Below are 26095 nucleotides of genomic sequence, written 5' to 3' on the forward strand. Positions count from 1 at the left end.
GCTGCCCGTGCCGCGTTGAGCCGTCTGATACAAACTATGCTCGTGGATGAATCACAGGTGCCCGACGGGCAGGACCACGTCACCGAACGGCTCCCGTCCGGCGTGCCGCACCGCCCGGTCCGGGCGATCGGCATCTTCACCGGATCGCCGGCGGACGACGTCGCCGAGGAGTTCCACACCCGGCGTCGTACGCGGCTCGCTCTCACCCTGTCGACCGCTGCGGCGGTGATCCTCGGGTCGTTCCTGCTGGCGCACGACGCCGGGCCGATCGAACTGCCGAGCTCCGCAGGACGCGAACCGGGTGCGGCCGGCACCGCGCAGCCGGACGGGACGGAACCTGCGGTCGAGGCCGGCACCAGCCCGTCCCCGGGTACTGGAAGCGATCCGTCGGCGGGCAACGGCCGAATCGAGTCGGGCGGCGCGGCCGGACGCCCGGGAAACGCCACGGACGGCGATGGACACACCGACCCGGGGCCCGCCGTCACCACCGCCCCGCCGGCGGCCGGCGCGCCGGCCACCACGGCGCCGGTGACGAGCGCCAACCCCGAGGCGACGCCGGCGCTGGTCGCCGTCAGCCTGTCGACCCTCGGCGGGGTCGTGGTCGCCGGCTGCGCCGACGGGAAGGTGCGCGTCCTCGACGTTCGGCCCGCCCCAGGCGCGAAGGTCGTGAGCATGGACGGCGGCGCCCGTGACACGGCGCGCGTGGAGATCGACCTGCTGGCCGCCAAGCTCCGCCTCAACGTGCGCTGCGTCGCCGGTCTGCCGGTCGCCACCCCGGTCTGAAGCCGAGCCGTCCCGGCTGGTGCTGTGACCGCGAACGTCGGCCGGGTCGGACATGCCGGTTGACGTTCGCGGGTCGGGTCGGGTCGGGGTGCGGGCTGTCGGGATGGCAGCTCCTCTCCACGGGCGCGCCGGCTCAGTGACATCGAGCCGCTCGGGCAGATCCCCGATCATGTCGTCGGGTCGCTACGGGCCTCCAGCCGCTCGTAGCGCTGCCGGGCCGCTTGCGGGGTGCCCAGGCCGAGGCTCAGCGCGATGTCCTGCCAGGTCATCGCGCGGGCGCGGGCGGTTCTGAGCAGGTAGAGCTCGGTGGCGTCCACTTCCGCCCGCACCTCGGGTAGCAGGGTCAGCGCCGCGACCAGGTCGGACTTGTCCAGCGGGGGCTCGCCTGGGGCCGGCGGGATCGACCCGGCGGCCATCGCCGCGGCGACGCGGACCACCTCGTGCGGGGCGGCGACGTCCGCGTGGGTATGCCGCGAGCGCAGCTCGGGCGACGCGGCGTGGCGCTCGGTGAGGTGGGCCAGCGCGGCGTATACCCGCTCCGCGCGCCGTGCCTCGGGGTCAGGGAAAGTCAGCATCTCCGTCACGCCTTCGGATCATGCCAGCTCAACAATCTGTTTTCAATAGATTGTTCAAACCGCCGCGCGCTGGGCCTGGCCTACCGACCCCTGCGCCGGATGGAGGACGACCTGCCGGACGCCGCAGCGGGTGCCGGGTCGCCTCGGACGCCGCGACGACCCCGAGGCCGCTGCCCTCGAGCGCCTGCCGGATCCGTTCAGTCTGGGCTGCGTGCAGGTCACTGGCCTTGCGAAACTCGTCAAAACGCATCGCCCACACCGCCCTGTGCGCCTCGTGCGTTCTGCCATCGCGGCGCGATCCGGGCACCGACGTCCAGCAGTGCCCGGGCCGCGCTACCGCATCAATGGATGTCAGGTGGTGCCTGGGGTGCGGTGACGCCGCAGCCACGGTTGGCACAGGACGATCGCGCCGCCGATGAGGCCGCCGATCACCGTCTCGACCGCCCGGTCGAAGAGGAGCTGCCCGGCCGGGCGGGCCACCGCCAGTTGCCCCATCAGCAGCGCCATCGGGGTGATGAACAGCAGCGCCAGCCCGTAGTGCCGCCCGACCAGCAGCTCCGTGACGATCTGCAGCGCCGCCACGACCAGCACGGTCGCGTACGGCGGGAGGTGCAGCGCGAGCAGCGCCGCGCTGGGCAGCAGCCCGAGCAGCGTGCCGAGGATCCGGTGCGCGGCGCGGACCAGTTGGGCGGTGCGGCCGGGGGCGCTGAGCGGAGCGACCGCCGCCACCGTCGCCCAGTACGGGTGGCCGATCCCGATCCCGGTCGCCAGGCCGCCCGCCAGCACCACAGCGAGGGCGTAGCGCACCGGCTCCCACGTCCACACGTGCGCCAGCCGGGCCGGCCGGCTCCGCTGCCGGCGGACGAGGCTGCCCACGTTACCGGCCAGCAGCGCGAACAGGCTGCTGGCCCCGGTCACGGCGGCGGCGACCGCGACGTCCGACACGTGGTGCGGGGCCGAGGCGACCGTACCGAACGCGAAGACCAGGAAGAGCGGCCCCGGCGGGTGCCAGTCCTGCGCGGCGGCGAGCACGGCGCCCAGCGCCGCGACGAGCGCGGCGACCGGCACCGCGACCCACGCCGGCGACTCCAGCGAGCCGACAAGCACGCCGAGGACGACCGACACCGTCAGCGCCGCTGCGGCGCTCGCCTGCATCGCGGCGCGGGACAGGTGCACGTGGTTGCGCCCGTACAGTGAAGTGAACGCCCCGAAGGCGGCGTAGGCCGTCCAGCTCGGGTGGCCCAGCGCCAGCACGGTGAGCAGGGGGACCAGGACGCTGACGCCGGCCCGCAGCGCGACCCGGTGGGTGCCTCGCATCGGGCGGATGTGGAGCAGGTCCGAGAGCATCGCCCGCGCCTGCTCACCCATCCTCTTCACCCGTCTTGTTCGTATTTGCGATGGTCGCCCATCCTTCATACTGCGCCGGTCAGCTCCGGCCGGGGCACGGGCGGAAACCGGAGTCCGGGTGTGGCCGCCGGGTCATCGAGCTGCGAGCTGCGCCGCGGTCATCGTGGCGAGGACCGCGCCGGCCGGGACGGCGGCCCGCCCGATGACGGCCTCCAGGGTCGGGTCGGTGACGGCGAACTCGCCCCGGCGGGCGGCGCGGAACATGCCGAGGGTGAAGTCGGCGGCCTGCGGTGGCATGCCGCGCTCGACCGCCGCGGCCTTCCACGCCTCGTCGTCCACGACGACCCGTTCGATGGTGCGCCCCGTGAGGTCGCTGAGGATGCCGGCGACGGCCTCGAAGTCGAGTGCCTGGGGCGCGGTCAGCGGTGCGGTGACGCCGTCGAGAGTGATGTTGCCTGCCAGTACCGCCGCAGCCACCTCCGCCAGGTCGGCGTGGTCGGTCCAGGAGACCGGGCCGTCCTGAGGCGCGACGAGCCGGCCGGTCTCCAGGGCGGCGCCGATGTAGTGGCCGAGCGTGCTGGCGTAGAACCCGTTGCGCAGGGCGGTGAACGCGACGCCCTGCCGGGTGAGGTGCTCTTCGGTCAAGGCGTGCGTGAGCTGCGGTGCGAAGAGTGAGTCCTTCGCCGCTGCTTGATGGCTCGTGTACAGGATGCGCTGCGCTCCCGCTGCGCGTGCGGCGTCGATGGCGGCGATGTTGGCCGCGACCGCACCGGCGCCGCGGATCGAGGCGGAGATGACCAGCACCTGGCTGGCGCCCTCGAACGCGTGCTGGAGGGTGTCGGGGTCGGTGAAGTCGCCGACCCGGACTCGGACGCCGCGTTCGGCGAGCGCGGCGGCCTTGCCGGCGTCCCGGACGCTGACGCCCACGGTGTCGGCGGGGACCAGTTCCAGTAGCCGGGTGACGATCCGGGATCCGAGGTTGCCGGTGGCTCCGGTGACGATGATCATGTCGCTCCCTGTTTCCGTTGATATGAGGTCGACGTTATCAGTGATTTTCCAACGGAAACAACTTCCTGTTATCCTCGATACATGGAGCAGACGCAGGTCGCCGGGGTCCGCGACGAGAGCCGTTCCGCCGTCCTCGAGGCGGCCGCACGGCTGCTGGCCGAGCACGGCGCCCGCGGCGTGACGACCCGGGCGGTGGCCCAGGCCGCCGGCATGCAGGCGCCGACCATCTACCGGCTGTTCGGCGACAAGGACGGCCTCATCGATGCCCTCGCCGAGCACGTCATGGCCACCTACGTCGCCGGCAAGTCGGTCTCGGCGGCCCAGCCCAGCGGCGACCCCGTGGCCGACCTGCGCGCCGGATGGCAGCTGCACGTCGAGTTCGGACTGGCCAACCCGGAGCTGTACGCACTGCTCAACACCCCCGGCCGTGGCACGCCCTCACCGGCGACGACCGCCGGCATCGAGGTGCTGCGCACGCTGGTGCGGCGGCTCGCCGCCGCGGGCCGCCTGCGCGTCGACGAGCGACGGGCCGTGGCCATGATCCACGCTGCCGGCACCGGCACCGTCCTGGCCCTGCTGGGCATGCCCGCGGCACTGCGGGACCCCGGCCTGGCGGACGTGATGTTCGATGCCGTCGCCGACCGGATCCTCACGGCCGCACCTCCGGCGCCGGACGCCACCACGACCACGGTCACGGTCACGTTCGCCACCGTGGTGCCCGAGCTGCCCGCGCTCACCGACGCCGAGCGAGCCCTGATGACGGAGTGGCTCAACCGTTCACTCGACCAGGCGCAGCGCCCGCGAGACTGAGACCCACGAACCGCAACCGGTGCCGCCGTGCCGCGACTGGCCGACCGACCGCCGCGGAGCAGCTCGGCCCTAGTGCACCTTGAGGAGCAGTTCGGTGAGCTCGAAGGGCATGGTGATCATGCAGTCGTGGCCGGTCGGCAGCTCCCACACCTCGTCCTGCGGCGGTACGGGGCGCCGCGGTGGAGCGTCGGTGGTGCAGTGGATGTGGGTGCGTGGGATCGCGTGCGCGGCCGGATTGTCGAGGGCGACCGGCTGTTGCAGGCAGCGGACCGGTTGGTCGGACAGCATCGTGTCCAGCCAGGCGAGGTCGGCCGGTTCCGTGACGCCGAAGGAGCGGGACATCGGTGGCAGGCGCCATGGGGTGTCGGTCTGTGCCGCCCGGTCGATGAGGTGTTGGGTGGCCGGCATCACGTCGACGGCGCTTTCGCCGTTGTGGGGAACCATGGCGTCGAGGAAGACGAGGCGGGCGATCTTGTCCGGTGTGCGGTTCGCTGTCCCGGTGATGACCATGCCGGCGTAGCTGTGGCCGACGAGGACGACGTTGTCCTGGTCGTCGAGCAGCCGCACGACGTCGTCGATGTGTGTGTCGAGTCCGACCTCGGGGCTGAGGAGGTGGATGCGGTCGCCGTAGCCGGTCAGGGTCGGTGCGAGCACCCGGTGGCCGGCGGCGCTCAGCAGCGGCACGACGCGGTCCCAGGCCGCCCCGCTGTGCCACGCGCCATGGATGAGGACGTAAGTGGACATGCCTATCCTTCGCTGTGAGGGTGTTTCTTGGGAGTTCCCTCATGTTCTGACGGATGTCATGCAGCGGGCAATCAGGCACATTCCGGTGCCTCGGTTCTCTGGAGGTAACCATGCGCAGCGGATGCCGACCGCTGATCGAGGACAAGTGGTCACTGCACGTCATCTCGATGCTGGACGCGGGGCCGAGACGGTTCAGCGAGCTCAAGCGCGGCCTGGACGGCGTCAGCCAGCGGATGTTGACCGTCACCCTGCGCAATCTTGAACGCGACGGCATCCTCGTCCGTACCGTGCTCGAGGTCATGCCCCCACACGTCGAGTACCAGCTCACCGAGATGGGCGTCGCCCTCCACGAAGCGGTCAAGCCGATGATCGCCTGGGGCAGGGAGAACGTGGCCGAAGTGGAACGATCCCGTGCGGCCTACGACACCCGGACCGTCGCGGAACGGTGAACGGGCTGCGCTACGGGTACACCGGCAGCGTGGGAACGGCGGCGAGCAGTTCGCGGGTGTAAGGCTCGACGGGGCGGTCGAACACGTCGTCGGCCGGGCCGCGTTCCACCACGGCGCCGTCCTTCATCACCAGCACCTCGTCGCTGATCTGCCGGATCACGGCCAGGTCGTGCGAGATGAACAGGATCGCCAGGCCGCGCTGCGCCTGCAGGTCCGCCAGCAGCGCGAGGATCTGAGCCTGGATGGAGACGTCCAGGGCGGACACCGGCTCGTCGCAGACCAGCAGCTCGGGGCCGGTGGCCAGGGCCCGGGCGATCGCGACGCGCTGGCGCTGGCCCCCGGACATCTCGGCGGGGGCGCGGGCGGCCAGTGACGCGGGCAGGCCGACGGCCTCCAGCAGCTCGCCGACGCGCCGGCGCCGGGCGGTCCGGTCGCGCTCGGACCGCAGCGCTTCGGCGATGACCCGGCCGGCGGTGAAGCGGGGGTCGAACGCGCCGAGCGGGTCCTGCTGGATGAGCTGGATGCGGCCGCGCTGCGGGCGGCGGAGCCGCTCCGGCACCGAGCTCCACCGGGCACCGGCGAAGCGGACGTCGCCCTCGTCGGGCCGCAACAGGCCGAGGGCGATGCGGGCCACGGTGCTCTTGCCGGAGCCGGACTCGCCGACGACGCCGAGCGTGCGCCCGGCGGTGACGGTGAACGAGACGTCACACACGGCGGCGTGGTCGGTGCCGTCGGGGCGGCGGTACCGTTTGCTGATCCCCTGGACCTCCAGCAGGGCCGGGCGGGCTTCCCCGCCCGGGTCGCGGTAGGGCCGGCCGGTGGGAACCGCGGCGAGGAGCTGGCGTGTGTACGGGTGGCGAGCTGCCCCGAGCACCGCTGCCGGCGGTCCCGACTCCACGACGACGCCGTCGCGCATCACCAGGATGTGGTCGGCCATCCGGGCCACCACGGCCAGGTCGTGGCTGATCATGAGCAGCGCGGTGCCGCCGGCCTTCAGGCCCTCCAGTTCGAGGAGCACCTGGGCCTGGACAGTGACGTCGAGGGCCGTGGTCGGCTCGTCGACCACGAGGACCGGGGGCCCGGCGATGGTGGCAGAGGCGATCAGGGCCCGCTGGCGCAGACCGCCGGAGAGCTGGTGGGGGTACTGCCGCGCCCGCACGGCCGCCTCCGGCACCCCGGCGCCGGCGAGCGCCTCGACCACCCGGCCGGGCCGCAGCGCACGCGGGATCAGCCGGTGCCGGCGCAGCGGCTCCCCGACGTCGCGGTGGACCCGGTGCAGCGGATTGAGCGAGCCGAGCGCGTCCTGCGGGACGAGCCCGATGTCGCGGCCGCGCAGGCGTCGCCACTGGGCCTCGGTCAGCGTGCTCAGGTCCCGCCCGCTGAGCCGCAGCGTGGCAGCGGTGACGGAAGCGGCCGGGCCGGCCAGGCCGAGCAGTGCACGGGCGGTGGCGCTCTTGCCGGACCCTGACTCGCCGACGATGGCCAGACACTGTCCCTTGTGGAGGGTGAAGGAGATGCCCCGGACCGCTTCGACGGCACCGCGTGCGGTGCGGAACGTGACGCGCAGGTCGTCGACGGCCAGGACCGGGTCGGGGCTCATCGCGGTACCGCCGCGGAATCCCGGCGCAGGTCGGCGATCCAGCGCTCGTCACGTCGCGACCGGCGCCGGTGCTTGCGGTCCTGCAGGATGTCGGCGGCCCGGGCGGCCTGCCCGCTGCGGGCCAGCGCGTCGCACAGCGTGTCCACGACGATGTCCTGCTGCAGGCGGCTCCCGCCGACCAGGGCCACCGCCGCGACGACACCGCCGAGGTGCCGGGCGGCCACGTCGTAGCGGCCGTCGGCGTGCGCGGCGATCCCGTCGACGACGGCGAGGACGACGTCGCGGTTGGGCCGCGCGGTCTCGGCTTCCCAGGTGGCGCGGAGCCCGGCCAGGGCCGCGCGGTCGCCGGCGGCGAGCGCGAGGGCGGCGTGGACGTCGAACAGCGCGCCGCGCGGGCCAGCCACCTGGGCGCGGGCCAGCTCTGCGACCGGCTCCCACGGCAGGCCGGGGAGGCCGTCGATGTGCAGCCGCCACAGCACGGCGGCGGCGTCGACGAGTGTGGTTCGGCGGGTGGAGACGCGAGGGTCGATGGCGGCGTGGTAGCGCCGCAGTCCGAGCTCTGGGTCGTCGTTCTCGAGGGCCACGAGCGCGTGGTGCCAGCGCAGGTGCGTCTGCAGCGGCGAGTGGGGGTGCCGGGTGCCGAACCAGCCGTTGAGGAACGACTCGACGGCACCGATGCGCCCGGTCTCGTGCAGGACGTGGACGTACCCGTGGCAGGCGGCCCGGTTGTCCGGCCGGTCCTGCAGCGAACGCTCGGCCGCCCGCTCCGCCTCGGCGAACTGCCAGGCCTCCTCCAGCTCCAGCGCGCAGATCCCGGCGACGGCCCAGTCCTGCGGGAAGGCGGTGGCCGACGCGGCGGCGAGCGCGAGGACGCCCTCGCGGCCGGTGCCCGCGGCGATCCGTCGGCCGCTGAGCAGGCCTGCGGCGAACCCGAGCACGAGCAGGTCGCCGGGGTGGGCCTCGAGATGCTCGGCGTACGCGGCCAGGTTGGCCGGCGGCGCCGTGACGAGGTCGATCTGGCGGGCCTCCCGCGGGCTGAGCCGTTCGGGGTGCTCGCGGCGGAGCCGGACGGCGGCGGTGAACGCCTCGCGGGCCTCCCCGTCCCGCCCGGCCGCCGCCAGGCTCAGCCCGAGGCCGAGGTGGGCGACGGCGAGGCCGGGGTCCAGCGCGATCGTCTTGGTGAAGCCGTCGGCGGCGGCGTCGTCGAGGACCAGGTACGCGTCGACGGCGTCGAAGTAGGCCGCGGCAGCGTCGGGGTCCACTGTGGACACGCGCTGCCCGTAGCGGTCGGTCGGCACGGGGACACCTCCAGTAGGGTTCACGGCCGGATCGAGCCGACGCCGAAGCGGTTGCGCAGATCGCGGCCGAGGATGGTGACGGCGACCGCGGTGACGGTGATGAGCAGGCCCGGGAAGACCCCGGCCCACCAGGCGACGGCGAGCGTCGAGCGGCCCTCGGCGAGCATCGCGCCCCACTCCGGGGTCGGTGGCTGGGTGCCGAGGCCGAGGAAGCTCAGCCCGGAGGCGAAGATGACGGCCACGCCCAGGCCGAGGGTGGCGGTCACCAGCAGCGGGCCGGCCGCGTTGGGCAGGATGTGTCGCCACAGCGACGTCCACGGGCCGACGCCGAGTCCGGTGGCCGCCTCGACGTAGCCGGCGGTGCGGACCACGAGCAGCCGGGAGCGCAGCAGGCGGGCGTAGCCGGGCATGTCGGCCAGGCCGATCGCCAGGAGCAGGCTCAGCTCGCCGCGGCCGACGATGGTGACGACGACGAGGGCCAGCAGCAGCGCCGGGAACGACAGCAGCACGTCGAGGACGCGGCTGATGACGCTGTCGGCGAACCGGCCGCCGAGCGCGGCCAGGACGCTGACCGGCACCGCCACGAGCAGCGCGACGAGGGTCGCACCGGCGGCGATCCGCAGTGAGTGCCGGGCGCCGTAGACGGCCCGGGCGAACAGGTCCCGGCCGAGCTGGTCGGTGCCGAACCAGTGTCCGGCGCCGGGCGGCCGGAACGACGCCAGGGGATCGGTCGCGTTCGGATCGTGACCGGTGAACAGCTGCGGCCACAGCGCGGCGGTCACGGCGGCCAGCACGACCAGCGCCGCCGCGGCGACGGTGAGCCTACGTCCCATCGCGGTGCACCCTCGGGTCGATGATGAGGTAGGAGACCTCGACGAGCAGGTTCACGACCACGAACACGGCGGCCGCCAGCATGACGACGCCGGTGACCATCGGCAGGTCCTTGTTCGTCACCGCGGTCAGCGCGACCTGCCCGAGCCCGGGCCGGCCGAACACCTGCTCGATGAGGACCGACCCGCCGAGGAGGCTGCCGATGAACCAGCCGGTGAGCGTGGTGGCCGGGACCAGGCAGTGCCGCAGCGCGTGGCCGGTCCGCACGGCCAGCGCGCCGGCGCCGCGGGCCCTGGCCGCGGTGACGAACGGCTGGGCGAGGGCGGTGTCCATCTCCTCGCGCAGCACTTGGGCGAGGGTGCCGGCGATCGGCAGGGCGACCGCGACGGCCGGCAGCACGAGGCTGCGCCAGGTGCCGGCCTCGATGACCGGGAACAGGTGCCAGCGCAGCGACAGGAATGTGATGAGCAGGATGCCCAGCCAGTACTGCGGCAGCGACACGGCGACCATCTCCAGCCCGGAGAACACCGTCCGGGCGACCCGGCTGCGCTCGGGGACCAGCACCGCCGCGCCCACCGCCAGCAGGACCGCGAGCAGCAGTGCTGCCCCCGCGAGCTCGGCGGTGGGCAGCACCTGCTCGGCCAGGGCGCCCCACACCGGCCGCTGCAGCTGGTAGGACGTGCCGAGATCGCCGCGGACCAGCTCGCCCAGCAGCCGCAGGTACTGCGCGACCACCGGGTCGTCCAGCCCGTACTCGGCGCGCACCTGAGCCTTGAGCTCCGGCGACACCAGCGCCTGGTTGCCCATGATGATGTCGACCGGGTCGCCGGGGATCAGGTGCAGCATCGCGAAGCACAGCGTGGCGGCGCCCCACAGCTGCACGACCGCGATCGCCGCCCGGCGGGCGAGGCGGCCGCCGTCAGACCGGGTGCGCACGGCGCTGCACCGACCGCTCGCCCGCCTCGACCGCCGTCGTCAGCACGTTCTCCCGGGGCGGCAGCGGGCAGTTGTACCAGTCGGAGAACGCGCACGGCGGCAGGTACGCGCGGTTGAAGTCCACCACGTACCCCTCCGGCGTCCCGCGGGCCTCGACGAAGCGGCCGGGCCGGTACGTGCTCACGCCGGTCGTCGCGTCGGCGAACACGAACCACAGGCCGCCATGGCCCTCGAACGCCCGCACCCGGTGCTCGGTGCCGGCGAGTGCGAACGCCAACTCGCCCGGCACGACGTGCGCGCGCAGGACGTCGTCGCGCTGGTAGGGGATCGGGGTGGCCTCGGGCACGGCGAACGGCTCGAACGTCGCCGGGACCCGGAAGCGCTCGTCGTACGGGTACCGGTCGATGCCGGCGAAACCCGTCCGGCCGGGCGCGGCGTGTTCGTACGTGCGCACCACCGGCCCGTCCTCCCGCACGAACGTCCGGATCGTCACGCCGGGCGCCTCGAGGTCGCCCTCGACGAAGGCGGTACCGGTCACCGGCACGCCGTCCTTGGTCAGCGGCGCGCCCGGCTCGACGGTGACGGCGAGCCGGCCGTCCTGGACGCTCCAGGTGCCGGGCGCGCCGTCGATGACGAGCGGATCGGCGACCGGGTACGTGCCGGTCAGGGCGGTGTGGCCAGCCGGGCCGGCCACCTCCTCGGCGCGCGCGGCCAGCCAGGACTCGAAGTCGTCGTCGCTCACTTGGTCCGCCACACGGTGTAGAAGGAGTCCGGGTACCCGGAGACGGTGAACTGCACGCCCTGCACGGCGTTGGAGGCGCCGAGGAGGTACTGCGGGACGTAGATCGGCACCGCGGCGGCGTTGTCGATGACCCACTGCTGCAGCGGCTTGTAGGCCGCCGGCCGGTCCTCCTGCCGCAGCGCCGTGGTGCCCTGGCTGAGCCACTGGTCGACCTGCGGGTCCGTGACGTTGGCGTAGTTGGCGCCGCCCTTGGTCGCCGCGAACTTCGACGACCACACGTTGTAGAGCATGTCCGGGTCGGCCCGCTGGTTGCTCTGGTCGGTGATGTCGTAGTCGCCGGCCTTGGCCCGGGCCGAGAAGGTGCCGGCGTCGAGGCCCTGCACGGTCACCTCGAAACCGAGCTTCTTGGCGTTGTCCGCGACGGCCTGGGCGACGACGTCGCGCTGCTCACGCATGACCGTGCTGTTCTGGACCCAGACCGCGGTCAGGCGCTTGCCGTCCTTGGTGCGGTAGCCCTGCGAGTCCTTCTGGTTCCAGCCGGCCTCGTCGAGCAGCCGGTTGGCCAGCGTCAGGTCCTGCGGCCAACTGTTCTCCAGGGCGCTGTCGTACGAGTACGGCGTGCTGGGCGTGAGGGGGCTCCAGGCGCGCGGGAAACGGCCCGCGTAGACCGCCTTGACGATGCTGTCGATGTCGATGCCGCGCTGCAACGCCTGGCGCACCTTGACGTCGTCGAACGGCGCCCGCGTGGTGTTGAGGTAGGCGGTGAACGGCGTCCCGGCCGCGGCCGCGCTGAGCACCCGCACCCCGCCGCCGGCCTCGAACGCGGCCGCGGTCACCGGCGGCACGTTCGCGGCGAGCTGGGCCTGGCCGCTGCTGACCGCGCCGACCCGGATCGCGTTCTCCGGCAGGAACCGGACCTCGACCTTGTCCAGGTACGCGGCGCCCTGATGCGCCGAGCCCTCCGGCGACCAGTTGTAGGCGTCGTACCGCGCGAAGGTGAGGCTCTGCCCCTTGGAGTACGCGGCCGTGGTGAACGGCCCGGTGCCCACGGCCGCTCCCGGCCCGCCGGCGCACAGCGCGGCCTGCCCCTTCGCGAGCGCCGCCGGCGACTGGATGCCGAGCACGGAGAACGACACCAGCTGCAGGAACGGGGCGAACGGCGACTTGAGCTTGACCACCAGCGTGCTCGGGTCGGTCGCGGTCGCCGACGCGAACGGCAGCGAGCCGGCCAGCGGCGCCTTGGTCGCGGGGTCGGTGAAGTGGTCGAAGGTCGCCTTGGCGGCGGTCGCGTCGAACTTCGTGCCGTCGTGGAACGTCACGCCGTCGCGCAGGTGGAAGGTGTACGTCGTGCCGTCGGCCGAGACGTCCCACGAACTGGCCAACCAGGGGTGGAAGGCACCCTTCGCGTCCTGGTGGATCAGCGAGTCGTACACGTTGCGCTGCAGGATCTGGGTGGCGATCTGGCTCGGGGCCGCCGGGTCCAGGCAGGTGGGCTCGACGTCGGTGGCGAATACGACCGTGCCGCCGCGCACGGGGGCGCCGGACGCCCCGCCGTCGCCGGACGAGCCGGTGCTGCTGCATGCGGCCAGCAGCGTCACCGACGCCACCGCCACGACCAGCCTGCGGAACATGATTACTCCATTATTCAGACAGGATTGCTAGGAAATTAGCGCGAGCGTATACACGCGTCGACGCTCGGGCAAGAGGCTTTGACCTGTGACGTTTCTTGCTCGGCCGGACTACGCCCCGGCGGCGAGCCGCGCCAGACGGGCCTCGCGGGACCGGTCCAGGTGGGCGGCCAGGGTCCGCCGCGCCGCTTCGGCGTCACCGGCCTCGATCGCGTCGACCACCCGCCCGTGCTCGGTCGCGGCCTCATCCCGGTCGGACAGCGTCGGCTCCGCGTCGTCGTACACGGCCAGCAGCGTGTCGAGCCGCTCCAGCAGCTCGATGATCGTGGCGTTGCCCGCCGCGACGCGCAGTGCCCTGTGCCAGGCCGCGTGCAACTCGCGCAGCCGCGCCGGATCACCGGCCGCGGCCGCCTCGCCGGTCAGGTGGCGCAGCCGGGCCAGATCGAACGCCGAACGCCGCCCGGCCGCCGCGGCCGCACACGTCGACTCGAGCGCGATGCGGGCCTCGTAGATCTCCAGCAGCTCCTCGGGGCTCCGCGTCCGCACCCGGTACCCGCGCCGGTCCCGCTCCAGCAGCGCGTCCCGCTCCAGCATCGCGAGCGCCTCACGTACCGGCGTCCGCGACACCCCGAGCCGCTCCGCGAGCACGGTCTCGAGCAGCACCGTGCCCGGCGCGATCCGACCGGCGACGATGTCGCCGCGCAGCCGCTCGTACTGAGTCGAGGCCGAGTCGCGGTTCACCGGGTCTCCTTCGGGCAAGCGGCCGCCATGAGTTCGCCGATTATCCCCACCCAACCGGCCCTGGGTGTTCCCGGCCCGTCAGCCGGTCCTCGTCAATCGACGGCGCGCATTCGCCATCAACGGCCCGCAGGCTGACAACAAGCTAAGTTCGGCGGGTGGTCGACAACCCGCTGCACGAGCCGGCCGTCTGGCGTCCCTTGGTGGAGGCGCTGCTGCGCAGCTCCCCGCCCGATGTCCGGGAGACCGAGTTCGTCGGCTCCGTGTCGTCCGGCGCGTACGGCGGTTCGACCAACTACGACGGCGACCCGGGCCGGAAGCTGGACCTCGCCCGGGGTGAGCGGCCGATGGACGCGCTCGGCCCGATCGCCGACCTGGTCGACGGGGCGGGCGTGGCGATCCGGGCCGTGGCCAGGAGCACCGGCGACGGGATGGTCAGCATCGTGGCCGCGGCGCCGCAGGTCACGTTCGGGATGGGCAACCAGGTCCTGGAAGTGGTCACGCTCGTGCCCGGCGCGGACCCGGAGCCGTTCCGCCGCACACCCGTGCACCACGACGGCGTCACCGTGTCGCCAGGCGCCGACCCGGACGCGGTGACGGCGCTGGTGCGCGAGCTGCTGCCGGAGGCCCGGCCGGCGAGCTTGGCGGCGCTGGCGGCGGCCGAATCGCGGCTTGGTGCGGCGCTGCCCGAGGACGTGCGGGCGCTGTACCTCGCCGCCGGCTCCGGTGAGCTGGTCCTGCGGCCGCGGCAGGAGGACCGCTTCTACGGGCTGCAGATCGTCGGCCTGGACGACGCGGCGGCCAGGGACTACCTCGAGCCGAAGGCGCGATACCTGTCGTGGACCTACGGCGCGACGGAGGTCGTCCCGCCCGACCCGCATGGGCGGGTCCAGGCGCTCGGGGCGTCGCCGGCCTGGTTTGTCGTCGGCGACGACTGGGGCGGCAATCTGTACGTCGTCGACCTCGCCCCGGCGCCGCGCGGCACTGTCGGCCAGGTGCTGTTCGTCGACCACGAGATCAGCTCGGGCGCGCAGTGGGTCGCGCCGTCGTTGACCGAGCTGCTCGTCCAGCGTCCCGTCGACCTTGCTGGGCGGGCCTCGGAGGGCGGCCTGTTGGTCCGGGTCTCGGGCACGACCCTTGCCGCGGTGGAGCCGGAAACCGAGGTCCTGTACGTGAGGGGTGGACCCGTCGACCTGGCGGCACTGGCGGGCCACTCGCGGATCCGTACCCTGTCCACCTCGTCGGATGCGGTCACCGACCTGAACGCGGTCAGCGGCCTGCCCGCGCTGGAATTCCTCGAGCTCGACGTCAACGGGTGGCAGCGGCTGCTGCACGCGGGACACGTCCCGCCGACGCTGCTCGCCGCCGGGCTGCGCGGCCGCGCCGACTGGCAGGCCACCGTCGACGTGCTCAACGGCCTGCTCACCCTGCGGGGCCAGCCGGTATTGGACGTGACCGACGTTCCGGTCAGTTCACCGCGACGCTGAGTACGCCGAACTGATCGCCGCGCTGAGCGAACTGTTCATGAACGAACCAGCGCCTGCCGTCCATGGGCCGATCGCTGGAGTGCGCCTCGGCCGATGGGATGGAAGCGGGGCGGGTTGATTTGCGACTCGAAAAAAGGGTCCTACGATCCGGTGGATGAGGCGCATGATCTCCGTGGAGTTCGCGGGCGAAGGTTCCGGTGAGGACGAGCTGTCGTGGGGGCAGCGGGAGATCTGGCATGCCCTCGTCGATCAGAAGACCTGGATGCCGATCGGCGGGACGCTGCCGCTGCCCGCGGGGCACACCCTCGAGGACGCGGTCGAGCAGCTGCGGTACCTCATGTCCCGGTACCCGTCGATGCGCACCCGGCTGAAGTTCGAGGCCGACGGCACGCCCCGGCAAGTGGTGCACGCTGCCGGCACGATCGAGCTGGAGGTCGTCGACGCGGGGGACGGCGACCCCTTGGAGGCCGGGCGGGCCGTCCAGCGTCGCTACGAGGAGACCGACCTCGACCTCGCCGCCGAGTGGCCGGTCCGGATGGCGATCGTCGAGCAGCACGGTACGCCGACACACCTGGTCGCCATCATGAGCCACCTCGTCACGGACGGCGGTGGATCAGCGGTCATGCTGGCCGAGAGCGCGCGCCACGAAACCGCGCCGGTCGACGGTCTGCAGGCCCTGGATCAGGTGCGATGGCAGCGCTCGCCAGCCGGGCAGCGGCAGAGCGCGTCCGCGATCCGGCACTGGGCGAACACGATGCGGGCCATCCCGCTGCGTCGGCTGACGGGCGACGGCGACCCGCAGCAGCCGCGGTACTGGCGCGGCGAGCTCACCTCCGTCGCCCTCGAGCTCGCCCTGCGCACCCTCGCCGCTCGAACCCAGGTCGACCCGGCCGCGATCATGCAGACCGTCTACGCGGTGACGATGGCCCGCGTCGGCGGCGTGAACCCGGTCGCGACCCGGCTCGTCACCAGCAACCGGTTCCGCCCGGGGCTGGCCGCGGTCGTCGGGCCGGTGTCGCAGACCAGCCTGTGCAGCATGGACGTCGCCGGGCAGCCGTTCGCCGAGGCGCTGGACCGGGTCCGGCGGGCCGCGATGACGGCACACAAGTACGGGTACTACGACCGCGCCCGCCTCGAGGAGGTCACCGCCGAGGTGGTCCGCGAGCGGGGCCCGGAACTCGACCTCGAAAGCTTCTACAACGACCGCCGCGGCCCGCTCCGCCCCGAGGTCGTCGACCCCGCCGACATCCGGGCCGCGCTGCCGCGCACGACGATGCGCTGGCCGATCAAGCGCGACGAGGTGTACGCCCGGATCTTCCTCAACGTCGACGACGGCACGGTGTTCGGCTCGGCCGGCGAGATCCTCCTGAGGATCGAGATCGACACCCACCACGTCGCGCCCGCGACGGCCGAGGCCCTGCTCTTCGGCATGGAGGAGACGGCAGTCACCGAGGCGATCGGTCCGTAGCGTCCGGCCGGCCATCCCGGCAGCGCGGGCCGAGCCAGCCGGCGATGGCCAGGCCCCACCACCCACGATCTTCGTGAGCCGGACCGACGTATGGAACGTGAACGGGCGGCACCCGACCTACGTACAGACGCTTACCGCCCAGACCGACGCGGTGATCGGTGTGGCGTTCGGCCCGGACGGACGAACCCTGGCAACCGTAGGCAGGGACAACACCGCCCGGGTGTGGACGCTGCTCGACAACGGCCGATTCGCCCTGGCCGCCACGATCCTCGGACGCGAGAACGTTTGGGTAGTCGTGTATTGGGGCCGGTGCCCTCATGCACCCCCTGGTCGTCAGCTTGTGGCAGTTCCGGTGATGTACGTGTCAGGCCGGACGCAGGTCGCGGTGACGATGCGGCACGGTCTTGAACGCGTTGTCGTGATGCCAGGCGAAGTAGTGCGCCGTCGCGCTGCGATGTGTCGGTACGCGGCGTCCGGCGAGGCGTTCGAGCCGTTGGCGGACGCCGTCAGCGTGCGGCTTGGTGGCGGTGATGATGTGGCCTGTGGCGTCGACGGTGAGGTAGCCCTGTTCGTAGAGGGCGTCGCAGCCGAACAGGCAGGCGGCCATCGCAATGTTGCCGAGGTCGCGGCGTTCCTGGTCGGTGCAGGCGGCGCGCTTTTTGATGTGCGCGGCGACCAGCAACCCGACGGGGTAGACCTCACCGCACAGTGCGCATGGTGCCTCGGGCCGGGTGCCGAAGAGCCGCCGGCGTAGCTCGACCTGCTCGCCCCGAGCGGCGGAGACAACATTCCGGTCGAGGGCTCCGTCAAAGGCGCCATGACCGTCCGGGTCGTCGGCGGGCGCTGGTCGGTCGAGGTGGATGACCGGTGGGCTGCCGGCCGCACGGGTGCCGGGAATAGGGCGTTCCATTCGGTGTCGGTGACCGGGAACGGGTTGCCTGACCACGGTTGGCGCAGCACCGCTGTCCCGGCGAACAGCTCGTCCGCGGCGAGCACGTCACGCGGGACTGGGTGGTCGAGGAACAGCCGTGTCACTCGGATCGGCAGCACATGCCGCTCCCGAATCGGGTCTGCCGGCTCAGTCCAGTACCCGTCGTCGACCTCGTCGACGCTGTCACCGGCGTCTACGGTAACCGGCGCACCAGTGACCTCACCAAGGCCGACCACGCCACCGGGCCGGCCGGTCACCCACAGCGCGAAGACATCGCCAACGCCAGCCTGTTGCAGATGCCGTGTCACTGTCCACGACGTCAGTTCATGTCCGGCAGCGAAGAAGTCATAGATGCGCCACCGGGTTGGGTTGCATTGCAGCACCCACTGCGCCATCGTCCACCTCCCAAAACCCACAAGCCGCGTGATCGCCCACTGGGACGAACCACCGCACCCAACGTCCTATTGAGCCCTACGATTCGATTCGCTCGGCTCCCACGAGTCGCGGCCCGTGGGATCGAACGCTCATCCATGCCAGTACATCGAAAATGCGCAGGGCAGAGATCGACGATGGCAGGCCTGCGGCGACGCGGAGCCGCTGCAGCCGGTGGTGCAGCATCGATCCATCCGCCCTCAGCTCCTGGTGCAGTACCGGCCAGAACTCGTCTGGAGCAGCAACGCGCCGACGGTTTCGGCAGTGACCTTGATACTGAGGAAGCGCAGCGCGACGAGGTCGTCGGCCGTGAAGCGATCCACGTCATCAGTTCTGGTGCCGGTGGAGTCCCAGTCGTCGAACCGGGCACCGGTGTAGGCGACACCGAGCGGACGATCCGAGTCCCGGCGATAGTAGGCCCGCAGCAGCGCCAATGCCTGGGTATCGCTTTGTGTCTGTAGCACGGGTGGCAGTCGCCATGTCACGACGGCCACCGTATGCGTTGCCGTCCCGGATCGGGAGCACCAACCGGTTCGACAAGAACCGCAAACGGCCCGCCAAGTCGCCGTACCGACCGAGAGGGGCGAAGCGCGGTGGGGGCGATGCATAGGTGCCGTGCCGGGACAGCAGCTGCGCCTGTCGCTCGAGGTAGGCGATAACCGCCATGGCGCTGCTGGGGGAGCAGCACCGTGGCCGCGTCTGGCCCACGGACTGCGACGATCGGTACCTCGCGTCGACGGCGACTCCTGCCGCTGCGCGGTGGTGCACCAGTGCTCGCCGCCCCACGGGTGGTGGCACGCCACCAGGTGCGTTCGCCTCGACCGTCGTAGTCCAGCGGGGAAGCCCGCTCAACTGGGTGGCTGCTCGAACGGAGCGTCGGCCGCGCCGGTTCGGCAGGTCGGGGCTCCGGCGAATTCGTCGGGACGCGTCGGTGTTCATCGGGTCCCGCATGCCCTACCGGTATCTGGTCGATGGCCATCGGCATCGGACCTGATCGCTGCACAGAGAGCATCGACTGCGCGAGATGCCGCAACACATTCGGGCGGCACCACTCCACATCGCTCGTACCTGCACAATGAACGACGTCGAACTACAGCAACCGCCAGCGAAATGCATTCCAGGTCAAATACTTGCCGTCCTGGCAGTACCGGCATGGACGTCGAGCGTGAACCGAACGGTGGAAGGCGCTAGATGATCGGTTGGCGCCACTATACGGTCCGCTGGCGACGCGAGCGACCTGACCGATCTGCTCCGCGATAGCGGTCTCCATACGCTGGTGCCACATACGCGGGAGCCGTCCCGACGTGGGTCTTGGAGGCTTCGTTGGTCGCCGATCTACTGTGGTTGCAGCGGTCGTTCGACATCGCCCATGCTGCAATCGAGGCGTTCGTCAAAGGCAAGTCCGAAGCCGTTGAGTCTGCGCTCATCTGTGTCTTCGCCGGCGGACATCTGCTGATCGAGGACCGGCCCGGCGTCGCGAAGACGTCGCTGGCCAGGGCTATTGCCCGGGTGTTCGACGGGGCCGAGTTCCAACGGATCCAGTTCACCCCGGACCTGCTGCCGTCGGACCTCACCGGCACCGAAATCTACGATGAGTCCCAGCACGCCTTCCGGTTCCGGGAAGGTCCCGTCTTCACCAATGTGCTGCTCGGCGACGAGATCAACCGAGCGTCACCAAAGGTACAGTCCGCGCTATTGCAGGTGATGGCGGAAGGTCGGGTCACCGTCGGCCGGCAGACACATTCCGTGCCGACCCCGTTCTGCTGCATCGCCACTCAGAACCCCGTCGACTTCCAAGGCACCTATGCGCTGCCGGAGGCCCAGCTCGACCGGTTCCTCATGCGGATCTCGATCGGCTATCCCGACCCGCTGGACGAGATCGACGTCATCACCCTGGGCGTGTCCGGCCGGACCGCGGATGACGTCGAGCCCGTCCTGGCGATGTCGGACCTGCGCCGCGTCGCCGGGATCGTGCAGACGGTCGAGGTCAACGACCCGGTCAAGCGGTACATCGTCGACATCGCCGAGGCGACCCGGACGTCGGAGAAGCTGCGGCTCGGGGTCAGCCCGCGCGGCTGCATCGCCCTTGCGACGGCGGCCCGGGTCCGCGCCGCCACCCGTGGCCGCGAGTTCACCGCGCACGATGACGTCAAGGCGCTCGCACAGGAGGTCCTCGGCCACCGGATCCTGCTCAGTGACCAGGCCGAACTCGACGGCGCCACCGCCGAGCAAGTTCTGGCGACGATCCTCGACACGGTGCCGGTGCAGCCAGCCCCGGCGAGCCGACGGTGACGGTCACCCGAACCGGCTGGTCCGTGTCGACCGGGTCGCTGACGATGCTGCTCATCGGTGTCGTGTACGACTACCCGGAGCTGTCGTTCGTCGGGCTCTGCGGAATCCTGTGCATCCTGGCCGCCGCCGCGACGGTCGCCGTCCGCACCGCCGCCAGGCTGGAGCGCGGTCTCGTCAGCCGCCGGATCGGTGAGGGCGAACCGGCGGTCTGCACGGTTACCATCGACAACCCGGGTCGTTGGGCGAGCCCGCCGGTGCTGCTAACCGAGACGGTTGGCGGGCGGCGTACCCCGACACGGGTGCCCGGGCTACGGCGCCGCACGACCGGTGTCACCGCCACCTATCAGCTGGAGCCGCTGCCGCGTGGTGTGTATCCGGTGGCCCCGCCCGAGGTCAGCCACACCGACGCGTTCGGCCTGGTACGGCGCGTCAGCCGGGCCGGCCGGACGGTGCAGCTGGTCGTGCGCCCCGAGGTCTTGCCGCTACGTTCCTTCAACGCCAAGGGTTTCGAGGACGACGAGGGTGCCACGCTCACCGTCCCAGTTGCCGGCACCGCGTTTCACGGGCTGCGCGAGTACCTGCCCGGCGACGACACCCGGCTCATCCATTGGCCGTCCTCGGCCCGGTCCGGCGCCCTCATCGTGCGTGAGCAACGTGACCAACAGCAGTCCCGGCGGTGCGTGCTACTCGACACCGCCCAATCGCGGTACTCGCCTGAGTCGTTCGACGAGGCGGTGCGGATCACGGCGTCGCTGTGCGCCGCCGCCAGCGGTGCCGGCGGCGACCTGGAGCTGTGGACGTCGGATGTTCGACAAGCCGCGGTCCGCAACAGCCGGGCGGGGGCGGCCGGTTGGCGGGACGCCACCCTGGACTTCCTCGCCGCTGTGCAGCGGCGCCCGCACGCGCCGGGGCACAGTCAGGTGCGTCAGGCGCTGGCTGCGGCCGACCGGGGCGGCCCGATGATCGTCGTCACCGGCGTCCACACCGACTCGGAGCTGCGCGAGCTGAGCCACCGGTCGACGAAGGCGTCGTGGGTTGCGCTGGTGCACGTGGGTCCGCAGCAGCACGGCCGTCGGGTCATGACGGCTCGGGTCACCGCGCTTGGTGTGGCTGGCAGCGCCGACTTCGCCGCGCACTGGAACGGACTGCGCCTGTGGTCATGACCGCACCGCGAGAGGCGGCGCCGCAGACGGCGACACCGGGGAAGGCGGCGCTGCTCGACGTGCTGCCCGGCGCGGTCGCGCTCGCCGCAGTCGGCGTTCTGTACCGGGACTTCTTCGACGGATGGGGGTTCCTGCCGGCGATACTCAGCGCCGTCGCCACGCCGATGACGCTCATGCTGGTCGCAGTCCGCCTGCGGTGGAGCGGCACGGTGAGCACGTTGCTCGCTACGGTCGCGTTCGTGCCCGTCGCCGTCCTCGGCGCGCTGCGGGACACCATCGAGCACGGCGTCGCGGACACCGTGATGCAGCTGGGTTGGGGGGTTGTCGGCGGGTGGGCGAGGCTGCTGACCGTCCCGGTGCCGACGACCGCTAACGGTCAGCCGTTCGTGGCGCTGCTGCTGTCCACCTGGATCGCGGCCGCCGCCACCGGATGGCTGGCCACGCGCAGTACGTCAGTGACCGCCCCGCTGCTGCCGGTACTGCTGGCGTTCGGGCTGAACCTCGCCGTCGTCTCCGTCGTACCCGACCGGCACCTGATCCTCGCCGCCGTCGTCGCAACTGTCGCCGTGGTCATGGTGCTGGCCCGCGGTACGTCGCCTCTCGCAGCAGTCCGCGACCTCGAGTTCGGTGACGAGACCGCAGCAGCCGGTGTGCGGCCGACGCGGCGCGGTATTCGCTGGCTCGGCGCTGGCGTGCTCGCCGTCGGCGCGTCGACGGTGGCGATAGCGGCGGTGGCGACCGGGCTGCTCGGCGACGGCGGCACCCGCAGCGATCCTCGGCCGTTGGAGCCTGCAGCGGTGGCGACGCCGCCGGTCCGTTCACCGCTGTCAATGGTCAAGCCGCAGCTGCGGCAGCGTCCGCCCCAGCTGCTGTTCACGGTCCGTCCGGACGTGCCGCGCCGCGACACCTACCTGCGGGTCGCCGCCCTCGACAGGTTCGACGGCAGCGTCTGGACGGCCACCGACACATACCTGGTCGCCGGGACGATCCTGGACCGTGGCGCCGTGCCGGCCGGTCGGACACCGGTCACTCTGCACATAGCCGTCGAGTCGCTGCCGTCGGCGCTGCTACCGGTCATCGGCCGTCCTGTCCGGTTGGCGTCCGGGCCCGGCACGATGGAGCACCTGCGGTTCGGTCCGGCCACCGGGTCGCTGCTCAGCGACCGTGCCGACGCCGCGCACCTCAGTTACGACGTCGCCGGGTACGTCGTGGCCCGCACCGAACTGCCGGACACCGCCGCACCCACGCTCAACGCGTCGCCCGATCCGGCCGCGCTGCCGCCCGGATTCCCGCACCAGATCGGCGTGCTCAGCCAGCGCCTCGCCCTGCCGGAGGCGAACCCGCTGGCCAAGCTCACCGCGATCGAACGGCATCTGCGTGGCTTGCCGTACAACCTCGACGCCCCACCGGGCCACTCCTATGCAGCGGTGATGCGGGTCCTCGACCCGTCCGTCGGCACCACCGGCGACGGCTACGCCGAGCAGCACGCCGCGGCGTTCGCGTTGATGGGCCGCTCCCTCGGCTACCGGGTCCGGGTCGCCGTCGGCTACCACGTCGCCGCGCTGTCCGGGACCGTGCCGGTGACGACCGCGGACGCACACGCATGGCCGGAGGTGTACTTCCAGGACTACGGCTGGGTGCCGTTCGAGCCGACCGACACCGCCCAGGGACCGCTGCCGATCCAGCCGGCGACGACGCCGAGCCTGGCGCCGACGGTCGAGCTGTCCGACCCGGGTCCTGCGCAGTCGGTGACCCAACGACCGGTCGACGAACCGAAACGGCCGCAGGAGCCGCCCCGTCCAGACCCGTCCGCCGTCGTGATCGCACTCGGCAGCGCGTTCACCGCCGCGCTGCTCGCGGTGCCGGCCGCCAAGGCCCGCCGGCGGCGCCGCCGACGGCGGGCCTTGTCGCTCGCTGCGCGGGTCGACGGGGCCTGGGCCGAGGCCCTGGACCGACTCCTCGAACGGCATCACAGGTTCGGGGCCGCGCTCACCCCCCATGAGATCGCCGTGCGGGCCGCCACTCCGGACGCAGGGACCGCGGCGCTGACCCGGCTCGGTACGGCAGCGACGATGGCGATGTGCGCGCCAGGCCTGGTCCGCGCCGGCCACGTCGAGGAAGCCTGGGCCGCGGAACGGCAGCTGCGGCAGGCCCTGTACCCGGGCCGTCGCCGGATGCTGCTGCTCGTCGCGCTGCTCGACCCGAGACCGCTGCTGGTGCGGCGTCCCCGCGGGCGGTGGCCGGGATGACCAGGACCATGCTCCGCCGTCGGGTCGGGTTCGGCGTCGTGGGTGCCGGGTTCCTTGCGCTCACGGTCGTCGCCGGGCTCCTGCACACGCTGCCAGCCGTCGCCCCGCGGGTCCTCGTCGGCACCGTCTGGCTGAGTTCCCGCGCCGCGAACTTCGTGACGCTGGTGGACGGCAACGCCGCTGAGGCCGCCGCCAACGTTGCGGTGTCGGCCGGGCCGGCGTTCACCGTCACCCAACTCGGCCGGACTGGTTACGTCGTCAACCCCGAAGGCGGCCGCATTACCAGCGTGGACTCCGGCACGCTGCGGATGAGTTCGGCGAGCCCGATCGCGGACGCCGCGAACCTGGCGCTGTACCCGGCCGGCGGTGCGCTGTTCGCCGTCGACGGCGCCCGCCGCCTGGCGCAGGCCACGGACCCGGTGACCCTTGGCAGGATCGGCAGCCAGTTCCAGTTCGGTGCGGCCGAGCTGCTGCTGACCACGGATCGGCTCTGGACGCTGGACCCCCGACAGGGCAAGCTGCGCAACTACACCGTGGCTGGCACCCGCATGGACCGGGCGAGCGGACCCGCTATCACCGGGCTCACCGCCGAGCAGGTCGCGTTCGGCGCAGCCGGCAACGAGCCGTTCATCGTCGACTTCGCCCGGCACCGGGCGACGTTGCCGGGCCGCGGCGACACCGTGGGCCTGCCGGCGGAAGCGGGCTCCGACACGCTCGTCACCGGGTCTCCGGACCGCCGCGAGTTCACCGTCGTGCAACCGGCGGCCGGCCGGGTCGTGCGGTGCTCGTTCGACACCGGTGACTGCGGCACGCCGGTGCAGCTGCCCGGTGGGCCGGCTGACCTGCGGGCCGCGGTAGAGGTCGGCCGGCACCTGTTCATCGCCGACCACACGCGGCAGGTCATCCACGTTGTGGACGTCGACACCCGCTCGGTGCGCAGCACCGGCCGGCTCTTCGCCAACCCCGCCGGCTTCGAACTCGTGGCGCAGGACGGCGTGCTGTACTTCAACGACCCGGGCAGCGAGCACGCCGGCGTCGTGCACGACGACGGTGGGTTCGTGCCCATCCGGAAATACAACCCGAAGGCGCCAAGCGCGCCGCCAGCGACGCAGAGCGCCAAACCCACGGCGAAGCCGAGCCCGACCCGGACCCCGACCAGCACACCGAGCCGTACGCGGAGCGTCAGCCCGTCGCCGAGCCCGGTCGTCCGAACCGGCGCGCTGCGGATCGAGCGGCTTCGGATCACCCCTGAGACCCCGGAACGCGACGAGACGGTCCACATCGCCGCCGACGTCACCGGCGGCGCCCAGGCGCACTGGCAGTGGAGCATCGACGGCGCCCCGGCCGGCCCGGCCAAAGGCACCGGAGCGATCGAGTTCGACCACGTCTTTACCACCGAAGGCCAGGTCAAGGTCAAGCTGGTCGTTGCCGGCGTGGCGACCGACACCGCGGAGGTCACGGTCACCGTCGTCCCGCCGCAGCCGCCGGTGACGTGCGGCCAGGTCGTGGTCGCTGACATTGTGCTCAAGCACGACCTGCACTGCTCCGGCGCCGGGCTCACCGCCGGCCACGACGACATCCTCATCGACCTGAACGGCAAGACGATCACAGGCAGCGGCACCGACAACGGAATCTACATCGACAGCTTCGCGAACGTCACCGTTCGCAACGGGACCGTGTCCGGCTTCCGCGATGGTGTGCACCTGAACGTGACGTCGTTCGTCAAACTCGTCAACATCACCTCGACCGGCAACGTCCACTGTGGAATAGACGGCTGGACCGGCGGTCGCTTCACGGAGCTGCGCGGCGGGAGGTTCGACTGTTCCCGACTGCCGACCTCGAGCAACCTGACCGCCGTCGGCGTCGAGTTCGTCGGTGATGTCGAGCTGAACCAGGGCGGATCGAGCACCTTCACGGGCTGTACGTTCCGCAACGGCGGGATCGTAAGTTCCGACGCACCCGGCTTCACGGTGACCAACAACCGGTTCATCGACTCCGGCATCCATCTCAACGAGGCCGGCGTCAACACCATCGATCACAACCAGTTCATCCGTGGCGGCGTCTCGTTCTCCATCGGATCGGCCCGGTCCGCCGTACGGAACAACACGTTCACCGGCTCCGCCGGGTCGGCGCTGTGGTTCGACGGCGGCTCCATCTCCGGGACGATCATCGAGGGCAACACGTTCGACGCCAACGCCATCGGCATCGAGATGCGGGACGACCCACGGGACGCGCCGGCTGTCGGGCTCAGGATCGCGTCGAACACGTTCCGCAACAACGGCGCCGCCGGCATCGACTTCGAACGGCTGGTCACCGGCGACGCCGCTCTGATCACCGGCAACACGTTCGAGCACAACGGCCACGCACCCAGCGGTCGAACCGACCAGCTCGGCTACCCCCTCGACGACGGCTTCCACATCGTCGTGGTCGGCGACAGCCAGATCACGTTGACCGGCAACACAATGCGCAACAACGCCGACCGCGGGATCGAGGTCCGTCAGGGAACAGTACTGGACGGCGGCGGCAACCGCTCCACCGGTGACCCGCACGGCTGTCTCGGCATCACCTGCACCTGATCCATCGT

The 26095-nt window shown here is 71.8% G+C and carries 23 protein-coding genes and 1 pseudogene; 10 read left to right on the forward strand and 14 right to left on the reverse strand.

Annotated features, from left to right (window positions below):
• Positions 1-42: 42 nt before the first annotated feature.
• Positions 43-783 carry a hypothetical protein gene (locus ABD332_RS48285; protein WP_344511798.1) on the forward strand — a complete coding sequence of 247 codons (741 nt, stop codon included), beginning with the start codon at positions 43-45 and terminating at the stop codon, positions 781-783.
• Between the two features lie 167 nt (positions 784-950).
• Here the strand turns inward: ABD332_RS48285 and ABD332_RS48290 are convergent, their stop codons facing one another.
• The 3 genes from ABD332_RS48290 to ABD332_RS48300 all read right to left on the reverse strand — a co-directional run bounded on the left by ABD332_RS48290 (position 951) and on the right by ABD332_RS48300 (position 3713).
• Positions 951-1358, reverse strand: coding sequence for a DNA-binding protein (locus ABD332_RS48290; RefSeq protein WP_344511800.1), 408 nt, complete (start codon positions 1356-1358; stop codon positions 951-953).
• Positions 1359-1709: 351 nt separating this feature from the next.
• Entirely contained in the window at positions 1710-2726 is a 1017-nt protein-coding gene (locus ABD332_RS48295) for an FUSC family protein (RefSeq protein WP_344511802.1), read from the reverse strand.
• Between the two features lie 111 nt (positions 2727-2837).
• Entirely contained in the window at positions 2838-3713 is an 876-nt protein-coding gene (locus ABD332_RS48300) for an NmrA family NAD(P)-binding protein (protein ID WP_344511804.1), read from the reverse strand.
• An 81-nt stretch (positions 3714-3794) separates the two neighbouring features.
• On the opposite strand from ABD332_RS48300, the gene ABD332_RS48305 reads away from it, so the two are divergent.
• Entirely contained in the window at positions 3795-4523 is a 729-nt protein-coding gene (locus tag ABD332_RS48305) for a TetR/AcrR family transcriptional regulator (RefSeq protein ID WP_344511805.1), read from the forward strand.
• 69 nt (positions 4524-4592) lie between these two features.
• Here ABD332_RS48305 and ABD332_RS48310 read toward each other — a convergent pair whose 3' ends face one another.
• Positions 4593-5267 (reverse strand): alpha/beta hydrolase, encoded by a 675-nt coding sequence (locus tag ABD332_RS48310; protein ID WP_344511807.1) that lies wholly within the window; start codon positions 5265-5267, stop codon positions 4593-4595.
• 110 nt (positions 5268-5377) lie between these two features.
• Between ABD332_RS48310 and ABD332_RS48315 the strand changes: the two genes are divergently transcribed.
• On the forward strand, positions 5378-5716 hold the full coding sequence (locus ABD332_RS48315) for a winged helix-turn-helix transcriptional regulator (RefSeq protein ID WP_344511808.1): 339 nt from the start codon (positions 5378-5380) through the stop codon (positions 5714-5716).
• A gap of 10 nt (positions 5717-5726) precedes the next feature.
• On the opposite strand, the gene ABD332_RS48320 is transcribed toward ABD332_RS48315, so the two are convergent.
• From ABD332_RS48320 to ABD332_RS48350, 7 genes are all read right to left on the reverse strand, one after another.
• Entirely contained in the window at positions 5727-7316 is a 1590-nt protein-coding gene (locus ABD332_RS48320) for a dipeptide ABC transporter ATP-binding protein (protein ID WP_344511810.1), read from the reverse strand.
• Positions 7313-8614: a hypothetical protein gene (locus ABD332_RS48325; RefSeq protein ID WP_344511812.1), complete on the reverse strand. Its 1302-nt coding sequence runs from the start codon at positions 8612-8614 to the stop codon at positions 7313-7315. The genes ABD332_RS48320 and ABD332_RS48325 overlap by 4 nt, the downstream gene beginning before the upstream one ends.
• A gap of 20 nt (positions 8615-8634) precedes the next feature.
• The gene (locus tag ABD332_RS48330; RefSeq protein ID WP_344511814.1) at positions 8635-9447 is read right to left on the reverse strand and encodes an ABC transporter permease; all 813 of its coding nucleotides are present in this window, start codon (positions 9445-9447) and stop codon (positions 8635-8637) included.
• On the reverse strand, positions 9437-10381 hold the full coding sequence (locus ABD332_RS48335) for an ABC transporter permease (RefSeq protein WP_344511816.1): 945 nt from the start codon (positions 10379-10381) through the stop codon (positions 9437-9439). The genes ABD332_RS48330 and ABD332_RS48335 overlap by 11 nt, the downstream gene beginning before the upstream one ends.
• A complete protein-coding gene (locus ABD332_RS48340; protein WP_344511818.1) occupies positions 10365-11123 on the reverse strand; it encodes a DUF1684 domain-containing protein in 759 nt (252 codons plus the stop codon). The genes ABD332_RS48335 and ABD332_RS48340 overlap by 17 nt, the downstream gene beginning before the upstream one ends.
• The gene (locus ABD332_RS48345) at positions 11120-12754 is read right to left on the reverse strand and encodes an ABC transporter substrate-binding protein (RefSeq protein ID WP_344511820.1); all 1635 of its coding nucleotides are present in this window, start codon (positions 12752-12754) and stop codon (positions 11120-11122) included. Before ABD332_RS48345 ends, ABD332_RS48340 begins: the two co-directional genes overlap by 4 nt.
• A 108-nt stretch (positions 12755-12862) precedes the next feature.
• Positions 12863-13492, reverse strand: coding sequence for a GntR family transcriptional regulator (locus ABD332_RS48350; RefSeq protein WP_344511822.1), 630 nt, complete (start codon positions 13490-13492; stop codon positions 12863-12865).
• A 155-nt stretch (positions 13493-13647) separates the two neighbouring features.
• On the opposite strand from ABD332_RS48350, the gene ABD332_RS48355 reads away from it, so the two are divergent.
• The 3 genes and pseudogenes from ABD332_RS48355 to ABD332_RS60270 form a co-directional block, all read left to right on the forward strand.
• Entirely contained in the window at positions 13648-14976 is a 1329-nt protein-coding gene (locus tag ABD332_RS48355) for an SMI1/KNR4 family protein (RefSeq protein WP_344511824.1), read from the forward strand.
• A 154-nt stretch (positions 14977-15130) separates the two neighbouring features.
• Positions 15131-16444 carry a condensation domain-containing protein gene (locus tag ABD332_RS48360; protein WP_344511826.1) on the forward strand — a complete coding sequence of 438 codons (1314 nt, stop codon included), beginning with the start codon at positions 15131-15133 and terminating at the stop codon, positions 16442-16444.
• Between the two features lie 97 nt (positions 16445-16541).
• Positions 16542-16658, forward strand: a pseudogene (locus ABD332_RS60270) (hypothetical protein); the annotation flags it as partial.
• A gap of 150 nt (positions 16659-16808) precedes the next feature.
• Here ABD332_RS60270 and ABD332_RS48365 read toward each other — a convergent pair.
• From ABD332_RS48365 to ABD332_RS48370, 3 genes are all read right to left on the reverse strand, one after another.
• A complete protein-coding gene (locus tag ABD332_RS48365; protein ID WP_344511827.1) occupies positions 16809-17126 on the reverse strand; it encodes a hypothetical protein in 318 nt (105 codons plus the stop codon).
• Positions 17127-17846: 720 nt separating this feature from the next.
• Positions 17847-17993 (reverse strand): DUF6308 family protein, encoded by a 147-nt coding sequence (locus ABD332_RS60275; RefSeq protein WP_425552407.1) that lies wholly within the window; start codon positions 17991-17993, stop codon positions 17847-17849.
• Between the two features lie 14 nt (positions 17994-18007).
• Entirely contained in the window at positions 18008-18292 is a 285-nt protein-coding gene (locus ABD332_RS48370) for a DUF6308 family protein (RefSeq protein ID WP_344511829.1), read from the reverse strand.
• A gap of 838 nt (positions 18293-19130) precedes the next feature.
• Between ABD332_RS48370 and ABD332_RS48375 the strand changes: the two genes are divergently transcribed.
• From ABD332_RS48375 to ABD332_RS48390, 4 genes are read left to right on the forward strand one after another with little or no spacing between them, the layout of a single operon-like run.
• Positions 19131-20099: an AAA family ATPase gene (locus ABD332_RS48375; RefSeq protein ID WP_344511831.1), complete on the forward strand. Its 969-nt coding sequence runs from the start codon at positions 19131-19133 to the stop codon at positions 20097-20099.
• Positions 20096-21262, forward strand: coding sequence for a DUF58 domain-containing protein (locus ABD332_RS48380; protein WP_344511833.1), 1167 nt, complete (start codon positions 20096-20098; stop codon positions 21260-21262). Before ABD332_RS48375 ends, ABD332_RS48380 begins: the two co-directional genes overlap by 4 nt.
• Positions 21259-23511, forward strand: coding sequence for a transglutaminase TgpA family protein (locus tag ABD332_RS48385; protein ID WP_344511835.1), 2253 nt, complete (start codon positions 21259-21261; stop codon positions 23509-23511). Before ABD332_RS48380 ends, ABD332_RS48385 begins: the two co-directional genes overlap by 4 nt.
• Entirely contained in the window at positions 23508-26087 is a 2580-nt protein-coding gene (locus ABD332_RS48390) for a right-handed parallel beta-helix repeat-containing protein (protein ID WP_344511837.1), read from the forward strand. Before ABD332_RS48385 ends, ABD332_RS48390 begins: the two co-directional genes overlap by 4 nt.
• The last annotated feature ends 8 nt before the right edge of the window (positions 26088-26095 follow it).

This window comes from Dactylosporangium maewongense, from assembly GCF_039531485.1.
Taxonomy (GTDB): domain Bacteria; phylum Actinomycetota; class Actinomycetes; order Mycobacteriales; family Micromonosporaceae; genus Dactylosporangium; species Dactylosporangium maewongense.